Source organism: Cryobacterium sp. AP23 (genome assembly GCF_054075385.1).
Map to the genome: position 1 here is coordinate 1,269,437 of NZ_CM133415.1, position 19,934 is coordinate 1,289,370.

Sequence of the window (19,934 nt, forward strand, 5' to 3'; positions counted from 1 at the left end):
CTCATTTTCCGCCGCCGGTCTGAAACCGCCTGTGGACACGCGAAAAGGCCCGGTCGCAGACGTGCGACCGGGCCTTCCCTGTATAACGGCGCTGGACTAGCTGGCGACGTTTTCGCGTCGCGGCAGCACCCAGCCGGGCCGGACGAAGTGGCAGGTGTACCCGTTGGGGTAGTTCTGCAGGTAGTCCTGGTGCTCGGGCTCGGCCAGCCAGAAGTCTCCGACGGGCTCGACCTCGGTCACGACCGGGCCGGGCCAGATGCCGGAGGCGTCCACATCCGCGATGGTGTCGCGGGCCACGCGCTCCTGCTCGGCATCCGCGTAGAAGATCGCCGAGCGGTAGCTGCGGCCGCGGTCGTTGCCCTGGCGGTCCCTGGTGGACGGGTCGTGAATCTGGAAGAAGAACTCCAGCAGCTCGCGGAAGCTCGTGCGCTCGGGGTCGAAGGTGATCTCGATCGCCTCGGCGTGGTCGCCGTGGTTGCGGTAGGTCGCGTTGGGGGTGTCACCGCCGGTGTAGCCGACCCGGGTGGACAGAACGCCCTCGCGCTTCCGCACCAGTTCCTCGACGCCCCAGAAACAGCCGCCAGCCAGTGTTGCCTTCTCAGTGGTTCCGCTCATCGTGTGCTCTCCTCGTTCGTGATCCAGCCGTGAGCCGTGCAACCGTAACCTGCCGGTCGCGGCTCACTTCCTGCACAACGCGCGGGTGGTGCGGACTGTTCCGACAGCCGCACCACCCACAGGTCGCTCACAGGTTTGTCGTTGGATGGATGTTACCGGTTCGAGTTGTGCCCGTGATGGTGCCCCTTCCCGGAGAGCTTGAAGACCGACAGGTTCCCGGGCTCAGGTCCGTCCGGACCGAAGATGGCGGCGTTGTGGGTCACGTAGACCTTCCCGTCGCTGTACTCGATCGCGGCCGGCGATGCGAGCGGAAGCGAGGCCGACGCCGTCTGGCTGTTCGGCAGGACCAGGGAGACCTGCCCGGTGCCCTCAGGACCGCCGAACATCTCGGCGACAACGAGAGCCCCGGTCCTGTCGTCGATGGCAACCCCCGTGGCTCCGACGAATCCGGTGGCCACCGTGACGATCTCACCGTTGGCGGGGTTGATCTTCACGACGCTGCCACGAGCACCCAGGCTGGGGTCTTCCGGTCCGCCCGGCAGCGAGGTCACGTACAGCCAGCCGTCGGGGCCGACCTCGACATCCGTGGGCACCGGCTCGAACGCGTACGGAACCCCGGCCGCGCACTCCGGGTAGCCGTACTGTGCCACGAGACCGGCCGGCGCGGGTACCGGAGCGAGCGGTGGCAGCACGGCGACGGTCGACACCGTGCCGTCGAGGCCGACGCGGAGGATGGTGTTGGCGCCGGCATCGGCGACGTACACCGCCTTTCGGGTTGCGGCGGAGGCGTACACGTGCGTGTCCACGACGCCCGTGTAGGTCGCCGGCGGCGGGGTGTCGGGGCCGGGAGGACCCGTCGGCGGCGGCGGGAACTGCGCCGCGCACTCCTCGCTGAGGCCGACGAACCCGTAGGTGTTGATCTGGTCCGGATTCTTTTCTACCTCGTACGCGCCGAGGTCGGCCAGTTCCGTCGGGGCGCCGCCCCGGTTGAGCTTCATCAGCGAGAACGTGGCCGTCGGCTGGTCTCCCTGCGCGAAATAGACGTTGCCGCGACGGGTCGAGACGGCGCCGATCTCGAGCCCTTCGGCGCTGGCGACGGTGGTCCGCTCGCCGGACCGGGTGATCTGCTCCAGGGTGCCGGCGAAGTTCTGGGACACATACGACGTGCCGTTGGTGTCGACTGCGAGGCTCAACGGCCCGATCAGGTCGGATCCGATGGTCTTCAGGGGGCCGAACGGGTTCTTCGAGGTTGCCGAAGCCGGCGCGGAGATGGCGACGGTGGCGAGCGCGGCGGTGCAGACGGCCGCGACGATGGTCCGGGTTTTCATCTGTAGCTCCTTTGCTAGCGCAGTGCGCGGGCGCGACGGAAATCCGCCACGTCCGCCCACTATCCCGCCGGCTCCGGAGTTTGTCGAGGTTTTCTCAGGTTCAGCGACGAACCGCGCGTGCCGTCACCCGGCAGCCGCTCAGACGGCGCCGGCCTCGATCTCGATCACCACCGGCTCGTTGTCGGTGGAACTGACGGTGACCGTGATGGTGCCGGCCCCCGTGGGCCGGATCACCGCGAGGGCGCGACCGTCGAAGGTGTCGCGGGTGTCGGCGTCGAACCGCTCGGCGGTCTTGGGGTTGCCGCTGCCGAGCCCGGCGAGCACGCCGGCGCCGGCGACCTGCACCCGAACGGAGCGATCGCTTCCCGTGACGAGCACTCCCCCGGCGTCGCGCAGCTCGATCGCCACAAAGGCCAGGTCGGTGTCGTCGTTCCGGATCGAGCTCCGGTCGACGGATGCAGTGAGCAGCGTGGGTCCGGTCGCCGCGGTCAGCGAGGTGCGTCCGGTCTCGGCGCCCGATCGGTAGGCCACGGCGGTGAGCACGCCCGGCCGGTACACGGTCTCCAACACGGCCAGCATCGGGCGGGTTCCGCCGACGGGGCCGCGGGCGACCTCCGTGCCGTCCAGCAGCAGGGCCACCTCGTCGGCATCCGCGTAGACCTCGACGCTCACGGGCTTGCCCTCGAAGCCGGGCCAGGTCCAGGACGAGACGGAGTCGCTCCACGCCCACGGGGACTGCATCGTGATGGTCTGCCCGTACCGTTCGGGGCGGAGCACCGCGATGGCCGGCTCGGTGCGCAGCCCGAAGACGATCTCCCGGTAGTACGAGGCCGGCCGGCGGTGACCGGTGATGTCGAGGTCGCCGCTCCAGGCGGTGAGGTAGGGGTATTCGCGTTCGAGGGAGGCGACCGCCTCCGGGTCCTCGGCGTACGCGGTCGCGCCGATGCCGACCTCACCGAGGTAGTCCCAGCCGGTCCAGGTGAAGTCGCCGATTACGTTCGGGTTGGCCACGACCAGCGGCCAGAGGCTGCCGATCTGGGTCGGGAACGTCTCGGAGCCGACCAGGACGCGGTGCGGGAACAGCTCCGCGTCCGTGCTGTACCGGCCCTCGGCGTAGTTGAGGCCGAGCACGTCGAGCACTGAACTGGATTCGGCGGTGCGCCGGGTGACCGCATCCGACGTGCTGATGGCGTTCATGCCGCCGCCCATGTCCCCCATGAGCTCGTTGAGGCCCTGGTCCTTCTCCAGGATGCTGGACAGCTCGTCGATCACGGCGAGGAACGCGTTCACACCGTTGGTGACCAGGCGGGTGGGGTCCTGCGCACGCACGTGCTCGGCGAGGTCCCTGGCCCAGGCGGCGCCGTGCGGCGTGCCGACCTCGATGATCTCGTTGCCGATCGAGTACATGATGACGCTGGGGTGGTTGAAGTCCTTGGCCACCATCGAATCCAGGTCCGCCGCCCACCACTGCGGGAACTCGGCGGCGTAGTCGTAGTTGGTCTTTCCGCGTGTCCACATGTCGAAGGCCTCGTCGATGACGAGCATGCCGATGCGGTCGCAGGCGTCCAGCATCGACGGCGACGCGGGGTTGTGCGCCGTTCGGATGGCGTTGAAGCCGGCGTCCTTGAGCAGCTGGATGCGGCGTTCCTCGGCCCGGGCGATGGAGGCCGCCCCGAGCGGGCCGTTGTCGCTGTGCACGCAGGCACCGCGCAGCAGCACCTCGTGCCCGTTGATGCGGAGGCCCTTGTGCGGGTCGACGGTGACGGTGCGGATGCCGACAGCGGTGACCACACCCGTGGTCACTTCACCGAGCCGGGTGTGCACCGAGTACAGAGCCGGGGTGTCCACGCTCCAGAGCTCGGGGTGCTGCACGTAGAGTCGCTGGCGCACGACCGAGGTGCGGCCGGGCGCGAGGGTGACCGGGGTCTCGTCGCCCTCGACCGTCGCGCCGTCCGGCGCGATGACGGTGGTGCCGACCTCCACCTGCGCGGTGGTCATGCCCAGGTTCGTCACCGTGGTCGCGACCTCGAGTACGGCCTGGTCGTCTTCCACCCGCACCGTGGTCACTCGCACACCGTCGGGCACGATGTGCACGGCCTCGTCGACGTGCAGCAGCACCGGGCGGTGCAGCCCGGCGCCGGCGTACCAGCGGGAATCCTCCCCGGAGCGCACCTCGATGCGGAGGGTGTTGGCGGCGCCGAAGCGGAGGAACGGGGTGAGGTCGACGAAGAACCGCGCGAAGCCATCCGCCCGGTTGCCCGCGAACTCGTCGTTGAGGAACACCATGGCGCGGCGGAAGGCGCCCTGGATTTCGAGGCGGACGACCTTGCCGGCCCAGTCCGCTGGGACGTCGAAGTCCTTGAGGTAGGTGTAGGCGCCGGCTGGCGCGTAGGCCGCGCCGCCCTTGCTGGGCGCCTGCGCCGAACGCTCGGCGTCGCGGAGGGCGTCGTGCGGGAGCCGCACCGGGGTGGCGGTGACGGCGTCGTCGCCGGCGGCCGCGAACGGGCCGAGGGGGGTGCGGTAGGACCAACCGTCGGTGAAGGATGTGCGTGTCATGGGGTGACTCCGATCAAGGGGACGTGCGGACAGCCGAACTGGGGAGCGGAGGTACGCTCAGCGCACCTTCCGGATGGGCAGGATCAGCGCGGCAGCGACGCCGAGCATCACGAACGCTGCGATAAACGTTGCCTGGTACCCGCCGGTGGACGCAACCAGCACGCTGGTCACGACCGGGCCGAGGATCTGGCCGCCCGAGTTGGCCATGTTGAGCAGGCCGAGGTCCTTCGCCGCGGTCGCCTTGTCCGGCAGCACCTCGATGTTCAGGGCCTGGTCGACCGACGTGAAGGTGGCGTTGCCGACACCGGAGAAGATCGCGAACGCGATCATCGCCCAGGCGAACGGTGCGACGAGGGGAAACAGCACACCGATGGCGATCAGCAGGGCCGCGCCGATGACGAACGGCTTGCGGCGTCCCACCCGGTCGGACAGCGGGCCGGCGATGAAGCCGAAGAGGATGGATGCCCCCAGGGTGATCGTGGCGCTGATCGCGATCAGGCCGGCGGCGCCGCCGGTGTCGAGCCCGATGTAGTCGGTGAGGATGTAGAGCTGGTAGTTCGTGATGGAGAACATGCCGGCCTGGAGGAAGAACTTGCCACCGAGGGCGAAGTAGAAGTCCCGGGCACCCGTGCGCGGGAAGGAGAAGCTCTTGAGCAGTTCCCGGGCGGAGAGGGTGGCGCGGGGCTGGTCGCGGTTGGGCCGGTTGGGCATCAGCACGGCGAAGACCACGCCGGAGGCCAGCGTCGCGACGGCGAAGACGACCAGGCCGGTGCTGGGAGCTCCGACGAAGTTGGCGCCGATGATCGTGCTCAGGGACGCGCCGACGGTGAGGGACACGCCATAGATCGCGGACACCGTGCCGCGGTACTTCACCGGGACGCTGTCGGAGATCACGGCCACCATCGGGGCGATGATCGCGTTCAGGAAGAGCATGTAGAAGCCCCACCACAGAATCAGCGCGGTCGGTGTCTGCGCGGTGCTGAGCCCGAGGAGGCCGATGGCCGTCGCGATGGAACCGGCGACCACCCACGGGGTGCGCGCTCCGAAGCGGGACCGGGTGAGGTCGGACAGTGCACCGAACACGATGTTCGCGACCAGGGACAGGGCGGCGCCGAGGATGCCGAGCACACCGACGAGCTGCACCTTCTGGTCCGGAGCGACCTGCTCGACGGCGGCGGGCAGCAGCACGGCGATGCTGCCGATGTACGGGCCGATCCAGAGGATCCCCGCGATGAACAGGGCAACCGCGATCCGCCAGTTGAACGTGGAGAGCGACGTGCGTCCCACCACCACGTTCGTGGTTGTCAGCGTGTCGTTGTGGGGATCAACGTTGAAAACGGTCGATCGGGGCTGTTGCGACATCTTCGTCCTTCACATGCGCTAAACTGTTTCGTAAGTTTCAATGAACAAAAGTACGCTAGCCGCGATTTGGCATTGATTACAAACTCAACGAGGCGAAACTGTTTCCCTGCGCAGCAGCAGGACCGGCCATTGGAGGCCCATGCGAATCCCCCGCCGCGTCACGCTCACGGACATCGCCGACGCCGCGGGCGTCTCGAAGGCCACCGTGTCGAAGGTGCTCAACCACCGCGGCGGCACGTCGGAGGAGACCCGCCTGCGAGTCGAGGCCGTCATGCGCGACCGCGGCTACATCGCCATCACCCGGGAGCGGGCCCCGGCCGACAACCGCACGGTGACAGTGGTTTTCGACAACCTCGTCGCGCTGTATTCGCTGGGCGTGCTCAGCGGCCTCGTCGACGGCGCCCAGGCCCTCGGCGTCGATCTCGTCACCAACGTCACGGACTCCCACCGCGGCACCGACGTCGTGCTCGACCGTGCCTGGGTGCGCCGGCTCGCGGCCAAGGGGCATTCCGGCCTCGTTGTGGTGACAACCACCGTCGACGCGGCTCTGGTGAGCGCCTGCACCCAGTACGGCGTGCCGCTGGTCGCCGTCGATGCCCCGAACCTGGTCGACGCATCCGTGGTGAGCATCGGCTCCAACCACTGGCGCGGCGGGATGGACGCCACGCGGCACCTACTCGAGCTCGGCCACCGGCGCATCGGGTTCCTCGGCGGCGACCCCGCGAACCCGGGGTTGCGTGAACGCCTCTCGGGGTACCGGGAGGCGTTGGCCACCGCCGGCATCGACTTCGAAGCCGAGCTGGTGTCCGAGACGGGCATGGGCACCGCCGCCGCGGCCGTGCCCGTGATGCTCGACCTCACCGACCCGCCGACGGCGTTCTTCGTCACCAACGACGGCGATGCGATGGCCGTCGTTCGCGCCGTGCACCTGGCCGGTCGCCGGGTGCCGGAGGACGTGAGCGTGGTCGGCTACGACGACACGTACTCAGGGTTTCCGGCGCTGACTACCCTGTCCACGGTGCACACGCCCATGCGCGAGATCGGCACGCTGGCCATCGAAACCGTCATCGGCATGGCGGAGGGAAAACGGCCGATCTCGCCCCGGCTGCAATTGGCGACACATCTCGTCGCGCGGGAGTCATCGATCGCCCCGGCGTCACTCCGCTGAGAGTGAGTGCGCAGCCGGTGAGCGCTCCGTGCTCGGCTGGCACAGCACGAGGAAGAGGATGACCATCCCGATGACCGGGATCAGGAGCACGAACAGCATGTGCCAGCTGTTCCCCGCGTCCCGCAACCGGCGCACCGAGATCGCCAGGGACGGGAGCAGGACCGCCAGGGCCCAGACCGTCGACAGGATCCCGACGCCGCGAAGACCCGTGAGGGCACCGTCGACCAGGCTGAGCACCAGCATCACCACGGCGGTGAACAAGGTCCACCACCAGAATTCGGAACGGCGCGCTTCCCCGGTGAACGTGACGTACTTGGTGAAACCGGAGGCGATGGCGGGGCCGAAGTTCATGTGGTGGTTCCTGAGATCGTGGAGAATGCTCGGCCTGGTGGCTCTGCGTGAGCGTATCGACGCTACCAGCAGCCGTGCGTGCCCCGGCAGTGAAAAAGACCCCGACCGGCTGGTCGGGGTCTTTCTTTTTCACCCTGGTGCACCCCCCCGGACTTGAACCGGGAACCCGCTGATTAAGAGTCAGCTGCTCTGCCAATTGAGCTAGAGGTGCATGTTTATCGGCGGGGCTTCCCCTGCCGACATGAGACATTACCACCAGTTTCGAACCCGGCGCCAATCGAGCGCCAACATCGGCGTGTCGCGCTGCAGCACTATTCTGGGGAGCGTGACCGAGACCCTGCCGCTGACCCTTGCCGATGATCTCACCCTCGCCCTCGAGCTGGCCGATTCGGCCGACACGATCTCCATGGCGCGGTTCGAGGCCCTCGACCTGGTTGTGACCACCAAGCCCGACCGCACCCCGGTGACGGATGCCGACCAGGCCGTCGAACGCGCCATCCGCACGCTCCTGGCCGAGCGACGCCCCGACGACGGGATCCTCGGCGAAGAATTCGGCACCGCCGGGCCGACGAGCCGGCAGTGGATCATCGACCCGATCGATGGCACCGCCGGGTTCCTCCGCGGCATCAGCATCTGGGGCACCCTCATCGCGCTGGCCGTCGATGGCGTTCCGGTGCTCGGGGTCGTCAGCTCCCCCGCACTCGGCAAGCGCTGGTGGGCGGCAGTGGGAGGCGGCGCCTGGTCGATCGACGCGCGTTTCCCCGATGCGCCGCCGAAGCGGATCGGCGTCTCCGGGGTCGAGACGCTCGCGGATGCCTCGATCAGTTACGGCAGCATCCAGCAGTGGGATGCCGCCGGCCGGCTGGATGCCCTCGTCTCGCTCACCCGGCAGGTGTGGCGCACCCGCGCTTACGGCGACATGTGGTCGTACATGCTGCTGGCCGAGGGACACCTCGACATCGCCGGTGAATTCGACTTGCAGCCGTACGACATGGCCGCTCTCGTGCCCATCGTGCAGGAGGCCGGCGGGCGCTTCACCTCCGTGGACGGACAGGACGGCCCGTGGCACGGCAGCGCCCTCGCCACCAACGGCCGACTGCACGAGGCCGCCCTGGCTGCCCTCACCGCTCCGACGGCCTGACCCGGCACCGGCCGACGTCCCCGGCACGCGCGCGCGCATGAACGCTTCCCCCGCTCCCCGCCGGCGCCTGCTGTGGTGCGGCCTGCTCGGCACAGCGGTCCTGCTGCTCGCCGGGTGCAGCGTCGTCGGGGCGTTCCTCCCATCGGGCGAGACCGACGGCGCGCTCGCGGTGATCGACGGCGGCGACACCGACGTGTCACAGCTCGCGGTCGGCGACTGCATCAACGCGGTCAACGGCGGCATCCTGTCCGGGCTCGACGCCGTGCCGTGCACGGAAGCGCACGACTGGGAGGTCTACGATGACCTTGACGTCGCCAGCACGGCCGATGATGCGGGTGCCGCCCCCGGCACGGATGCCCTCGTGGCCGCCGCCGAGGAGGGCTGCGCCGCCGCTTTCCTGCCGTTCCTGGGCCTGTCCCAAGACGCGACATCCGCCCTCGGTTATACCTACCTCCTGCCGGACGCGAGCGCGGCACCCGCGCCGGCCGGTGACCGGGTGGTGCACTGCCTGATCGGCGACATGAGCGGGCCCGTCACCGGATCCCTGGCCGGCGCCGCCCGGTAAGCGCTCCGGTCAGAGCGGGGACGCGGCGCCGTCGGCGGCGGCGCTGCCGGGAACGGTGCTGCCAGGAACGGTGCTGCCAGGAACGGTGCTGCCAGGAACGGAGCTGCCAGGATCGGTGCCGGCACCGTCCACCGGCCGCCAGAGTTCGTTCTGCAGCACGAGGGCCAGCTCCCGCAACAGCACCACATCCACACTGTCGACGGAACGCGGCTGTTCGTCGTAGACGCACAGCGCCCCGATGCGCTCCCCCGTGGGCGACTCGATGGGGAAACCGGCGTAGAACCTCAGGCGCGGGCCGGCAACAACCAGCGGGCTGTCCCGGAAGCGGTCGTCGAGCAGGGCATCCGGCACGATCAGGGCGGCGGGCTCGAGGACGGTGACCGTGCAGAACGAACTGCTCCGCGGGATCTCGGTGACCTGTAGGCCCACCACCGACTTGTGCCACTGCCGGTCGCCGTCGAGCACGGTGAATGCGGCGGCACTGGTTCCCAGCGTGGAACTGGCCAGCGCGACGATCCGGTCGAAGCGTTCCTCCGGTGCCGTATCGAGCAGGTTCAGGGTCAGGAGCGCCCGGTGCCTGGCCGCCTCGGTCTCCTCGGCCGTGCGTGTCGGCAGCGCGGCATCGTCCCGCTCGCCGGCCGACCCGGACGCCCGCGGCAGCGCGGCCACCATCTGGGCGGCCAGGGAATCCGCCCAGACCTCGTAGTCGGTCGCGGAGCGGAACCGGCCCGACGTCGACGCCACGGTGGCGGGGAGGCGCACGTAACTGATGCCGTTCTGCTGGGCGCAGTAGGCGATGCTGGCCCGGTTGAGCGCCTGGGCCTGGGCCCCGGCCAGGGCGCCGAGTGGGGTCTTGAAGATCGGCAGCGACGACAGCGCCACGATTCCGGCGAGGTAGATCTCGGTTCCTCCCGCGGTCGAGAGCTGGATGCGCTCGACCAGCCGGGCCAGATCGTGCAGCCAGGCACGCGGGGACGTGAGCTGGCCGGCATCGCCGATGCCCAGGGTCAGCACGACGGCGTCATAGCGCCGGAGGGTGTCGAAGTCGATGTGCCGGTGCGCCGTTCGCACCGTCATGCTGGACCGGGCCGTGACGTCGACCCCGGCGCCGCGGCCGGTGCGAGCGGTGAGCGCCCTGGCCAGGGAGCCCGGCAGGCCGAGGGTGTGGCTGAGCACACCCCAGCCGACGGCCATCCCGCCGCCCACGATCAGGATGCGGTGGCTGTCCCGGCCCGGCGAATGCACCTGCGGGGCGTCCAGCGGCTGCGGCACGCCGGCGAACTTTCGCTCAAGGTTCGCGGCCCAGCCACGCATCACGGGGGCCATGGTCCAACGGAGGATTCCGTGCACGTGACCCTCCAACTGGACGCGGTGAGTGCGAACCCGGCCGCAAGCGAACATTGCATACAACTGCTGCTCATCATACGCATCCGCCTGATGTCCTAAGATTCTGTAGTGTCTCCCGTTACCGATCCCCTCCGCATTGCCCTGGTCTCATTGCATACGTCGCCCGGCGCCGAGCCCGGTTCCGGTGACGCCGGCGGCATGAACGTCGTCGTCCGGCACCAGGCCGAAGCCATGGCAGCGGCCGGGCACCACGTCGAGATCCTCACCCGGCGCTCCTCCCCCGACCTGCCGGCCGCCCGCCGTCTCGGCCCTGGCGTGACGCTGCGCTACCTCGACGCCGGACCGCTCCGGTCGGTGCCCAAGGGCGACCACGAGGAGTTCATCGACGAGTTCCGCGGCCGGGCGAGCACCCTCGGGCCGTGGGACGTCATCCACTCGCACCACTGGTTCTCCGGCATCGCCATGCTCCCCCTGGCCCGCAGCTTCGGCGTTCCGCACGTGCAGAGCTTCCACTCCATCGCGGCCGACGCGGCCACCCCGCTCTCCGAGGGCGAACGCCCGGAGTCCGGCGGGCGGATGGCCGGCGAGGCGCGGCTGGCCCGCGAATCCGACGCCATCGTGGCGATCAGCGCCGCGGAGGCCGAGACCGTCGTGCGCCGCCTGGGCGGCTCCCCCGACCGCATCACCGTGGTTCATCCCGGCGTCGACGGCACCCTCTTCCATCCCCGTACCCGGCCGCCGGCCGCGGGCGGATCCCCGCTCGGCTACGCGGTCGTCGCCGGGCGGCTGCAACCGCTCAAGGGCCTCGACCTCGCCATCGAAGCGCTGGCCGCCGTGCCGGAGCATCTGCGTCCGGAGCTCGTGATCGCGGGCGACGCCTCGGCCGACTACGACGGCTACATCGACGAGCTCACCCGGTTGGCCGCCGCACACGGCATCGCGAACGGCGTGCGTTTCGTCGGCCCGCGGTCCCGCGTCGACCTCGCCGCCCTGTTCCGCGGCGCGAGGGTCGTGCTGGTGCCCTCGCACTCCGAGACCTTCGGGCTCGTGGCGCTGGAGGCCGCGGCCAGCGGGGTACCCGTCGTCGCCCAGGGCACCGGCGGCCTGCGTGAGGCCGTACTCGCCGGTGACACCGGGCTCATCATCGAATCCAGGGACCCGCAGGACTGGGCCGCCGCCCTCACCGAGGTGCTCGGCGACCCCGAGCTGGCCCGCCGCCTGTCGCTGGCCGCCCGGGCCAGGGCCGAGATCTTCGACTGGCCTCGCTCCGCGGCCGCCCTGCTCGAGGTCTACCGCACCCTGCTGCCCGTTTCGGTCGGAGCGTGAGCCTGCTCGACGGCCGGGAATCCGTGTTGTTCGTGCACGCCCACCCCGACGACGAGACCATCTCGACGGGCGCCCTCATCGCCGAGTTCGTCGCCAGGGGCAGCGACGTGTACCTGGTCACCTGCTCCCGCGGCGAACGCGGCGAGGTTGTGGCCGGACCGCTCACCGCCCTGGCCGGTACCGCGCGGCTGGCCAGGGAACGTGAGCGGGAACTCGCCCGAGCCACGCGCATCCTGGGCATCACCGAGCGGTTCTGGCTCGGCGAGCAACCCGCCCGCGTGCCCGGCCTGGCCCCGCGCCGCTACCGGGACTCCGGCATGGTGTGGATCCGTCCCGGACTGGCCGGACCGGCCTCGGATGCCGCGGCGGACGCTTTGTCGGTGGCGCCGCTGGCCGAGGTGACCAACGATCTCATCGCCCTGCTCGGCGTGCTCCGGCCCTCGCTCGTGGTCAGCTACGACAACGGCGGCGGCTACGGGCACCCGGACCACGTGCGCGCCCACGAGGCCGCCCTCGCGGCCTGTGCGGCCACCCGCACGCCGTTCGCCGAGGTGCTCGAGGAACCGGCCGCCGACGCCGAGTGGTTCGACCTCCCCCAGCACCTGGGCCTGGTGACGGATGCGCTGCGCGCGCATGCCAGCCAGCTCACCGTGCACGGCGGTGACATCGTGCACTCCGGCGGGCAGCGGGAGGCCATCAGCACCTCCGCGGGCCTCCGCCTGCACGCCGTCTAGCAGCGTCTCGTTCAGAGTATCGCCCAGGCAGTCGCTCAGGCCCGGGTAGCCGCTCAGGCCAGGGCGGAGCCGACTCGCAGGGCGACCGGTGCGAACGGCCGGGTGCCGTCCCCGTCGCGGCCGTCGGACGTGATCGTCGTCCTGAGCAGTCGGCGGAGTCCGGGCAGCCCGGCCCGTTGGAAGGCCGCGCGCTGCCGCGCCGCACCGGTGCCGTCGGTCACGAGCCGGGCCACCTCCTCGGTGACGAAGGCGCTGTCGCCGGAGGCGACCAGCTCGGGTTCGAGCATCCGGACGAACGCATAGAGGCAGTCGTGCGCCGGCAACAGCCCGCCGGTGAATGGGTCGAAGACCTCGTGCCGCATGCCGAAATGCGCCGAATGCAGCAGGGCGGCCGACAGCAACTCCGACGGCACCTCGGCCGAAGCCTGCGCGGCGACGCTGTGCGCAGCGGGCACGTTCAGTGCGTGCGCCACGAAGGCCCGGCACAGCGCGGCGATGAGCAGCGTCGAGTGCGCGTCCAGCTGCGCGTCGGCCATGCGGAACTCGATGGTGGGCAGGTGCTCCGACAAGCGCACGTCCCACATGATCACCCCGAGATCGACCGTGCCGCCGATGCCCAGCAGCCGGGCGATCCGGCGGTCGTAGTCCGCGGCGTCGAGGAAAGCCGGCGGGCTGCCCGAGGTCGTCCACCGGCGCAGCAGCACCGTGCGCCAGCTGTCGTACCCGGTGTCGTGTCCCCACCACAGCGGGGAATTCGAGGACAGTGCGCTGAACAGCGGCAACCAGGGCCGGACGGCGTTCAGCGCAATCACCCCGGCCTCCCGGTTCGGGATACCGACGTGCACGTGCAGGCCGCTCACCTGGTGGTCGGCGATCACCCCGTCCATTGTCCGCACGATGCGGTGATACCGGTCGACATCCGTGATCGACGGGAACTGGGTCGTGTCCGGCGGGGTGCCGACGCTGGCCACCACGACGCCCAGGGTTGCGGCACACTCCGCGACAACACGGCGGAAGCCCACCATTGCCGCGCGGGCGACGTCCAGCCGATCGAACACCACGGATGCGTGTTCCACCTGCGAGGCCAGGAACTCACGGTGCGTCACCTCACGCCAGGCGGGCATGGCGAGGAGACGTTCGTAAACCTGGGCACCCACATCTGCTGGCCGCAGGGTGTGCGGATCGAGGAACTGGAACTCCTCTTCGATGCCGAACGTGGCCATAATGACCTCTTCCGTCGTCCCCGGACAGGTCCGAGGGTGGAACCATTCAGGTGATTCTCGTCGCTTGATCCGAGTCGGTCAAGAGCCGATCGGGTTGCGCGAGAACGGTGCACACTGGTCGCGTGCGCTCCGTGTGCCGGTGCGCGGGACGGGAGAAGACATTATGTGCAGGTGGCTGGCCTATATGGGAGAACCGCTGCGTGCCGCGACCATCGTGCTCGATGCCAAGCACTCCATCGTGGCGCAGTCCCTCGATTCTCCGCTGGGCGCCGAGACCGTCAACGGTGACGGATTCGGCTTCGGCTGGTACTCGGGTGGCGCCGCGAACACCGAGCCGGCGGTCTTCCACAGCATCGACCCGGCGTGGAACAACCAAAACCTGCGCGAGCTCACCCGGGCGATTGTGAGCCCTCTGTTCTTCACCCATGTGCGGGCGGCGGCGGGCCCGCCGATCCAGCAGACGAACTGCCATCCGTTCCGGTACGAGAACTGGATGTTCATGCACAACGGCGCCATCGCGGACTGGCCGGAACTCAGGCGCGACCTCACGATGGAGATCGATCCCTCGCTGTATCCGCACGTGCTCGGCACAACCGACTCCGAGGTGGTCTTCCATCTCGCGCTCACGTACGGCCTGCGCGATGACCCGATCGCCGCCATCGGGAGGGCGATGCGCACCGTCGAATCCGTCGGCCATTCCCACGGCGTGCAATTCCCCTGGCAGGGCACCGTGGCGGTGTCGGATGGCGAGACCCTCTGGGCGTTCCGCTACTCCACCCAGGGTCGCACCCGGTCGCTGTTCCACTCCACCGACGTTCCCACGCTGCGGGGCATGTATCCCGACGTGGAGCGCCTGGCGGACTTCGGCGACCAGGCGAAGGTCGTGGTCTCCGAGCCGCTCAACGACCTGCCCGGCGTCTTCGTGGAGGTGCCGGAGGCGACAGCCGTCATCCTCGACGCCGATGGCTACCGCCACCAGCCGTTCCTGGCCGACTGAGACGCCGGTCGGCTCGAGATAGGCGGGAGATACACGAAACGCCACCCCGAGGGGTGGCGTTGGGTATGGATTCAGCAGCGTGTGAGAACAACAGCGTGTGAGAACAACAGCGTGTGACAACAACCCAGTGGTGGAGATGCGGGGAATTGAACCCCGGTCCACTGCTGCAGTCATGTTTCTTCTACGGGTGTATCCAGTGAAGACGTTCTACTCGGCTCCGGAACTTGCCACTGGCAGCTGATCCGACGAGCCCAGCCCTCGTTTAAGTCCCCCTATACCCCGAGGCTCAGGATAGGAGCAATCTCTCTAAATGACGTCAGTATCCGGGTAGAGAGCATTCCCGGTCTGACGGCCAAAATGTGGTTCTACTTAGGCCGCGAGGGCGAAAGCGGAACGCTTGGCAGTGCGAGTTGAATCGGCACTTATAGTTTTGCAGAGATCGTTAACGAGATAACCCTGCATCCTCGACCCGCTTCTCACAGTTACGCAGGCAATGTCGAAACCGATCATCCCCATGTTCACGTTCTACCTGGGCAGAACGCGGATTGTTGTCACACGCTGTTGAGTTTCCAAAACCGTAGTGGCGAACATTTTCAGCCCACCACCACGGCCTTTCAGGATACAACACTTTCCCCCGCCACCGTTAGCCACCCTGAGCCGCCGCCCCACCGCCAGCCACCGCTCGCCACCGCTCGCCACCGCCAACTGTTCCCCCTGCGGACAAATGGGCCCGGCACACCGGGACCACTTGTCAGATTGGGAATCAGTTGCGATATTGACGTGTGGATAAGATGACATTTCCTCACATGAGCCTCTCATTCGTGGGAGAATGTGGGTATGGACGACGACCTGGCAGGTGGTTCCACAGCAGCGACGGGAGGCACTCCCGCCGCTCAGCCCTCGGCTGACTGGAACACCAGCCTCGCCGTACCAGCGCCCATTATCGACGCGATGGTACGACCCGCCACCAACAGCGCCGACTCTCCTCTCCCGCCCAAGGAGACGCGGCCGGCGTGGCAGGAACCGGCTGAGCTCCCCGCCGTGCAACGGGTACTCGCCGGGCCGTTCGGACAGAAGCTCAAAGCCCTCGACGACGCCGCGCGAACCACCCAGGCCGTCTTGGCGTCAATTGATGTGGAGGGGCTCAGCGACCCCGAGGTCATCGCGTTGACCCAGGCCGTGGAGCGGGCCGGCCGCCCGGTGGATGCCGCCCGGGTCCGCACCGCCGCGACGGTCGGTGACCGATCCCGGCCCGGACTGGGCAACGACTCCCTGGCCTGGAAGCTCGGCGCACCCCACCAGAACGATCTCCTCACCCGGCTGACCGGCACCTCGATCGCGGAGATGAAACGCCGCATGGAGCTGGGCGACAAGGTCGCCCCGCGCGTGATCGCCGGTCGGGTGCTCGAGCCGGTGTTCCCGCATGTTGCCGCGGCGCTCACCGCCGGAGAGCTCGGTGTGGATGCGGCCGCGACGATCGTGGCCGGCCTGGCGGACTACAAGGTGCACGGCCGTTTCGACGCCGACCAGGACCGGGTCGACGACGCCGAAGCCGGCCTCGTGGAACGCGCCACCGGGTCCGTGTTCGGCCGGATCCAGGCCACCGACGAACCGGCTGCCGGCGCCGGGCGGGTCGGTAGGCTCGGCGACTCCGACGGATTCAGCTACACGGCCGATGAGATCCGCAAGTTGGCCGCCCGTAGCCGGGCGCTGCTCAACCCCGACGGCGCGGCCCCGAACGAACCGACCCTCGAAGCGAAATCAACCATCACCTTCGGGGACAAACGCGACGGCCTCTACCCAATACGCGGCGGGGTCCCCCCCGACCTCAAGGGCATCATGCAGGCCCTGTTCAACACCTACCAGTCCGCCCGCAGCGCCCCGAAATTCCCGTCCGCGGAGGAGCAGCAGCGCATCGAGGCCGGCGAACTGGTCCCCGGCGAGATCCTCGACGAGCGCACCGGCGGACAGAAGCGGGCTGACATCCTCCGCGGCATCCTCACCCAGGTTGCTCAGGACCCTCGCACCCCCACCATGGGCGGCATGCCACCCACCGTGATGGTGCACGTGAACGCCGCAGACTTGCTGGCCGGAACCGGGCTGGGCTGGATCGACGGAGTGGACGCCCCGATCTCGATGAAAACCGTCAACCAGATGATCGACAACGGCGGCATGCAGCCCGTGTATCTGGCTAAGAACGGTGCCGTCCTCGACCTGGGCACAAGAATCCGCTTCTTCAACCGGGCCCAACGCCGAGCCATCACCGCCCGAGACGGCGGCTGCATCATCCCCGGCTGCAGCTCCCCACCCCAATGGGCCGAGGTGCACCACGTCGTGCCCTGGTTCAAGGGCGGACCCACCGACGTGTCCAACGGGGTGCTGCTCTGCTGGTACCACCACCACACCATCGAGACCTCCGGCTGGGAGATCCGCATGGTGAAAGGCGTGCCTCAGGTCAAAGCGCCCCGGTGGATCGACCCGTCCGGCAGATGGCGAAAACCAGACCCGCACCGGGCCCACGACTCGCGGAGCTAGTCGCCGAGGTTGCGCCGGGCGGACATGGCCCGGTCGGACTCGCGCTTGTCCTGGCGTTCGCGCAGGGTCTGCCGCTTGTCGTATTCCTTCTTGCCCTTGGCCACGGCAATCTCGACCTTGGCCTTACCGTTGCTGAAGTAGATCTTCAGCGGAATGAGGGTGTAGCCGCCCTCTTTGGTCTTGTGGCTGATCTTGATGATCTCCTGCTTGTGCAGCAGCAGCTTGCGCTTGCGGCGCGGCGGGTGATTGGTCCAGGTGCCCGCGGCGTACTCGGGGATGTGAACGGCATCCAACCACGCTTCACCAGACTCGATGAACGCGTAGCCGTCGACGAGCGACGCCCGGCCGGCGCGGAGCGACTTCACCTCGGTGCCGCTGAGCACCATTCCGGCCTCGTAGGTGTCCTCGATGAGGTAGTCGTGGCGCGCCTTGCGATTGGTCGCGACGACCTTCTCGCCTTTTTCCCTGGGCACGGCATTCTCCTCGATCGGTTCGGTCTTGGCGCCCGGCATCCGCCAGGCAGCCCATCAGTCTAGCGGACCGAGCGGCCGCTCCACGGCTACGTCCGTCGAATGATCAGACCTTCAGGTAGCGGGTGATCGCGAAGTTGGCCGACGCGGCAGCCAGGGCGGCTCCGATCAACACCAGCATCGGCACCACCAGGAAGGCGTCATCCAGCCCGACAAGGGCGAACCCAGTGAGTTTGTCACCCAGATAGCCCTGCACGAAGTACTGCACTATTGCCACCGTCGCACCGCCCGCCAGCACGGAACCCAGCAGGGCCGCGAACACGCCCTCCAGGATGAACGGTGTTTGAATGAACCTGTTCGACGCGCCTACCAGGCGCATGATGCCCAGCTCCTTGCGCCGCGAGAAGGCCGACAGCCTGATCGTGGTGGCGATCAACAACGCCGCCGCAACCAACATCAGCGATGCAATACCGATCGCCGTGTAGCTGGCCACGTTCAGCACCGAGAAGATCTGGTCGAGGTACTTGCGCTGGTCGGCGACGCTCTCGACTCCAGCCACACCGGACAGGCCCTCCACCAGGACGTCGGAATCACTCGGATTCACGAGGTTCACCCAGAAGGTCTGGTTGAGCTGCTCTGGCGTGACGTACTCGGCCACCGGGTTGCCGGCGAACTGCGTCTGGAAGTTCTCGTAAGCCTGTTCGTGGGTCTCGAAGTAGTACTTGTCGATGAACGTCGCCAGCGTGGGCGACTCGAGTTGGGCCTTGACGGCGTCGATCTGCTCCGGGGACGCCTCCCCCGCTGTGCAGGTCTCGGCCGTCGACAGGCTGGTGCACATGTAGATGCCCACCTGGGCGCGGTCGTACCAGAAGTTCTTCATCTGGCCGATCTGCATCTGCATCAGGATGGCCGCACCCACGAAGGTGAGCGAGATGAAGGTCACGAGCACGACGGAGACGACCATCGAGGCGTTGCGGCGGAGGCCTGTGGATGCTTCGGAAAGCACAAGTCCGAGTCTCATCGGGTGGGTCCTACGTTCTGCTCAGTGGTCGGGTCGGGCTTCTCGCCCGGAGCCCGCAGGCCGAGTTTCTCGGCCAGCGTGAGCTGTTCTGGTTCGTCGTGCTGGGTGACCGGGATGACCGGCCGTGACATCGTGGTGGTGGGCGGCTCCTCGACCGGAGTCTCGGCCTGCTCCCGCTGGTCCTGCTGCTCCGGCGCGGCCGGAACAGTGACGGGCTCCGGTGCGGTGGCCGCCACCGGCTGCGGCTGGAACTGCGGCTCGGCGGTCGGCGTGGGCTCGGTGCCGACCGCGGCGGCCGCCGGAACGGCCTCGGCTGCGGGCAGCGTCGCGGTCTCAGCTGCGGGCTCGGCCGCGGACGCGGCTGGAACCGACGCAGCGGGCTGGGTCAGCGCCGGGTCGGGATCGGCGGGGAAGGTCAGGGGTTCGGCCGGGGCCGCGATGGTCGTGGGCATCCGGGAGGACCGGGACGCGGCCCGCTCACCCGGGGGCAACACCATGGGGATCGCCGCGGTGGCGTAGCCGCCCTGGCGTTCGTCACGCACGATCTGCCCGGCGGACAGCTCGATGACCCGGCGCTTCATCTTGTCGACGATGCCGGCCTCGTGGGTGGCCATGATCACGGTGGTGCCGCTGGCGTTGATCCGCGCGAGAAGCGCCATGATCTCCGCGCTCGTGGTGGGGTCCAGGTTTCCGGTGGGCTCGTCGGCCAGCACGATCTGCGGCTTGTTCACGATGGCGCGGGCGATGGCCACGCGCTGCTGCTCACCACCGGAGAGTTCGTGCGGCAGGCGCTGGGCCTTTTCGGCCAGCCCGACCATCTGCAGGGTGTCGGGCACGGCCTGCTGGATGTACCCGCGGGACTTGCCGATCACCTGCAGGCTGAACGCGACGTTGTCGTATACCGATTTGTTCGGCAGCAGCCGGAAGTCCTGGAAGACCACCCCGAGGTTGCGCCGGAAGTAGGGCACCTTGCGGTTGGAGATGGAGCGCAGATCCTGGCCCAGCACGTGAATGCTGCCGCTGGACGGCTTCTCCTCCTTCAGCATCAGGCGAAGGCAGCTGGACTTTCCCGAGCCCGAAGCTCCGACCAGGAAGACAAACTCGCCGCGAAGAATTTCGACGTCGATTGAGTTCAGGGCCGGTCGGTTCGTACCGGGATATTTTTTGGTGATGTGATCAAATCGGATCATGGCGT

Annotated in this window: 17 protein-coding genes, 1 tRNA gene and 1 other RNA gene; 7 read left to right on the top strand and 12 right to left on the bottom strand. The window is 68.6% G+C overall.

Annotated elements, in window-relative coordinates:
- Positions 1-96: 96 nt before the first annotated feature.
- The 4 genes from msrA to ACU5E9_RS06025 form a co-directional block, all read right to left on the bottom strand.
- Positions 97-615, bottom strand: coding sequence for a peptide-methionine (S)-S-oxide reductase MsrA (gene msrA / locus ACU5E9_RS06010; RefSeq protein WP_456812708.1), 519 nt, complete (start codon positions 613-615; stop codon positions 97-99).
- A gap of 152 nt (positions 616-767) precedes the next feature.
- Positions 768-1,943 carry a ScyD/ScyE family protein gene (locus ACU5E9_RS06015; RefSeq protein ID WP_456812709.1) on the bottom strand — a complete coding sequence of 392 codons (1,176 nt, stop codon included), beginning with the start codon at positions 1,941-1,943 and terminating at the stop codon, positions 768-770.
- 138 nt (positions 1,944-2,081) lie between these two features.
- Positions 2,082-4,499 (bottom strand): glycoside hydrolase family 2 TIM barrel-domain containing protein, encoded by a 2,418-nt coding sequence (locus tag ACU5E9_RS06020; RefSeq protein ID WP_456812710.1) that lies wholly within the window; start codon positions 4,497-4,499, stop codon positions 2,082-2,084.
- A gap of 57 nt (positions 4,500-4,556) precedes the next feature.
- Positions 4,557-5,861, bottom strand: coding sequence for an MFS transporter (locus ACU5E9_RS06025; RefSeq protein WP_456812711.1), 1,305 nt, complete (start codon positions 5,859-5,861; stop codon positions 4,557-4,559).
- A 139-nt stretch (positions 5,862-6,000) separates the two neighbouring features.
- Here ACU5E9_RS06025 and ACU5E9_RS06030 point away from each other — a divergent pair, with 139 nt between their 5' ends.
- A complete protein-coding gene (locus ACU5E9_RS06030; protein ID WP_456812712.1) occupies positions 6,001-7,029 on the top strand; it encodes a LacI family DNA-binding transcriptional regulator in 1,029 nt (342 codons plus the stop codon).
- Here ACU5E9_RS06030 and ACU5E9_RS06035 read toward each other — a convergent pair.
- Together ACU5E9_RS06035 and ACU5E9_RS06040 are read right to left on the bottom strand one after the other, a co-directional pair.
- On the bottom strand, positions 7,018-7,380 hold the full coding sequence (locus ACU5E9_RS06035) for a DUF805 domain-containing protein (RefSeq protein WP_456812713.1): 363 nt from the start codon (positions 7,378-7,380) through the stop codon (positions 7,018-7,020). The genes ACU5E9_RS06030 and ACU5E9_RS06035 overlap by 12 nt on opposite strands.
- Positions 7,381-7,515: 135 nt before the next feature.
- A tRNA-Lys gene (locus tag ACU5E9_RS06040) sits at positions 7,516-7,591 on the bottom strand.
- A 114-nt stretch (positions 7,592-7,705) separates the two neighbouring features.
- Here ACU5E9_RS06040 and ACU5E9_RS06045 point away from each other — a divergent pair.
- Together ACU5E9_RS06045 and ACU5E9_RS06050 are read left to right on the top strand one after the other, a co-directional pair.
- Positions 7,706-8,521 carry an inositol monophosphatase family protein gene (locus ACU5E9_RS06045; protein ID WP_456812714.1) on the top strand — a complete coding sequence of 272 codons (816 nt, stop codon included), beginning with the start codon at positions 7,706-7,708 and terminating at the stop codon, positions 8,519-8,521.
- 37 nt (positions 8,522-8,558) lie between these two features.
- Complete coding sequence (locus tag ACU5E9_RS06050; RefSeq protein WP_456812715.1) at positions 8,559-9,086, top strand: septum formation family protein; 528 nt, start codon at positions 8,559-8,561, stop codon at positions 9,084-9,086.
- A 9-nt stretch (positions 9,087-9,095) separates the two neighbouring features.
- Here the strand turns inward: ACU5E9_RS06050 and ACU5E9_RS06055 are convergent, their stop codons facing one another.
- Complete coding sequence (locus ACU5E9_RS06055) at positions 9,096-10,436, bottom strand: GAF domain-containing protein (protein ID WP_456812716.1); 1,341 nt, start codon at positions 10,434-10,436, stop codon at positions 9,096-9,098.
- 105 nt (positions 10,437-10,541) lie between these two features.
- On the opposite strand from ACU5E9_RS06055, the gene ACU5E9_RS06060 reads away from it, so the two are divergent.
- A complete protein-coding gene (locus ACU5E9_RS06060; protein ID WP_456812717.1) occupies positions 10,542-11,759 on the top strand; it encodes a glycosyltransferase in 1,218 nt (405 codons plus the stop codon).
- Entirely contained in the window at positions 11,756-12,493 is a 738-nt protein-coding gene (locus ACU5E9_RS06065; protein ID WP_456812718.1) for a PIG-L family deacetylase, read from the top strand. The genes ACU5E9_RS06060 and ACU5E9_RS06065 overlap by 4 nt, the downstream gene beginning before the upstream one ends.
- A 53-nt stretch (positions 12,494-12,546) precedes the next feature.
- Here the strand turns inward: ACU5E9_RS06065 and ACU5E9_RS06070 are convergent, their stop codons facing one another.
- Complete coding sequence (locus ACU5E9_RS06070) at positions 12,547-13,716, bottom strand: carboxylate-amine ligase (RefSeq protein ID WP_456812719.1); 1,170 nt, start codon at positions 13,714-13,716, stop codon at positions 12,547-12,549.
- A 184-nt stretch (positions 13,717-13,900) separates the two neighbouring features.
- On the opposite strand from ACU5E9_RS06070, the gene ACU5E9_RS06075 reads away from it, so the two are divergent.
- On the top strand, positions 13,901-14,713 hold the full coding sequence (locus ACU5E9_RS06075) for a class II glutamine amidotransferase (protein ID WP_456812720.1): 813 nt from the start codon (positions 13,901-13,903) through the stop codon (positions 14,711-14,713).
- A gap of 128 nt (positions 14,714-14,841) precedes the next feature.
- Here ACU5E9_RS06075 and ssrA read toward each other — a convergent pair.
- Positions 14,842-15,227, bottom strand: a transfer-messenger RNA (tmRNA) gene (gene ssrA / locus ACU5E9_RS06080).
- Between the two features lie 323 nt (positions 15,228-15,550).
- Between ssrA and ACU5E9_RS06085 the strand changes: the two genes are divergently transcribed.
- Positions 15,551-17,248 (top strand): DUF222 domain-containing protein, encoded by a 1,698-nt coding sequence (locus ACU5E9_RS06085; RefSeq protein WP_456812721.1) that lies wholly within the window; start codon positions 15,551-15,553, stop codon positions 17,246-17,248.
- Here ACU5E9_RS06085 and smpB read toward each other — a convergent pair.
- From smpB to ftsE, 3 genes are all read right to left on the bottom strand, one after another.
- Complete coding sequence (gene smpB / locus ACU5E9_RS06090; RefSeq protein ID WP_456812722.1) at positions 17,245-17,721, bottom strand: SsrA-binding protein SmpB; 477 nt, start codon at positions 17,719-17,721, stop codon at positions 17,245-17,247. The genes ACU5E9_RS06085 and smpB overlap by 4 nt on opposite strands.
- A 103-nt stretch (positions 17,722-17,824) precedes the next feature.
- On the bottom strand, positions 17,825-18,739 hold the full coding sequence (ftsX, locus tag ACU5E9_RS06095; RefSeq protein WP_456812723.1) for a permease-like cell division protein FtsX: 915 nt from the start codon (positions 18,737-18,739) through the stop codon (positions 17,825-17,827).
- Positions 18,736-19,929 carry a cell division ATP-binding protein FtsE gene (ftsE, locus tag ACU5E9_RS06100; RefSeq protein WP_456812724.1) on the bottom strand — a complete coding sequence of 398 codons (1,194 nt, stop codon included), beginning with the start codon at positions 19,927-19,929 and terminating at the stop codon, positions 18,736-18,738. The genes ftsX and ftsE overlap by 4 nt, the downstream gene beginning before the upstream one ends.
- Between the last annotated feature and the right edge of the window lie 5 nt (positions 19,930-19,934).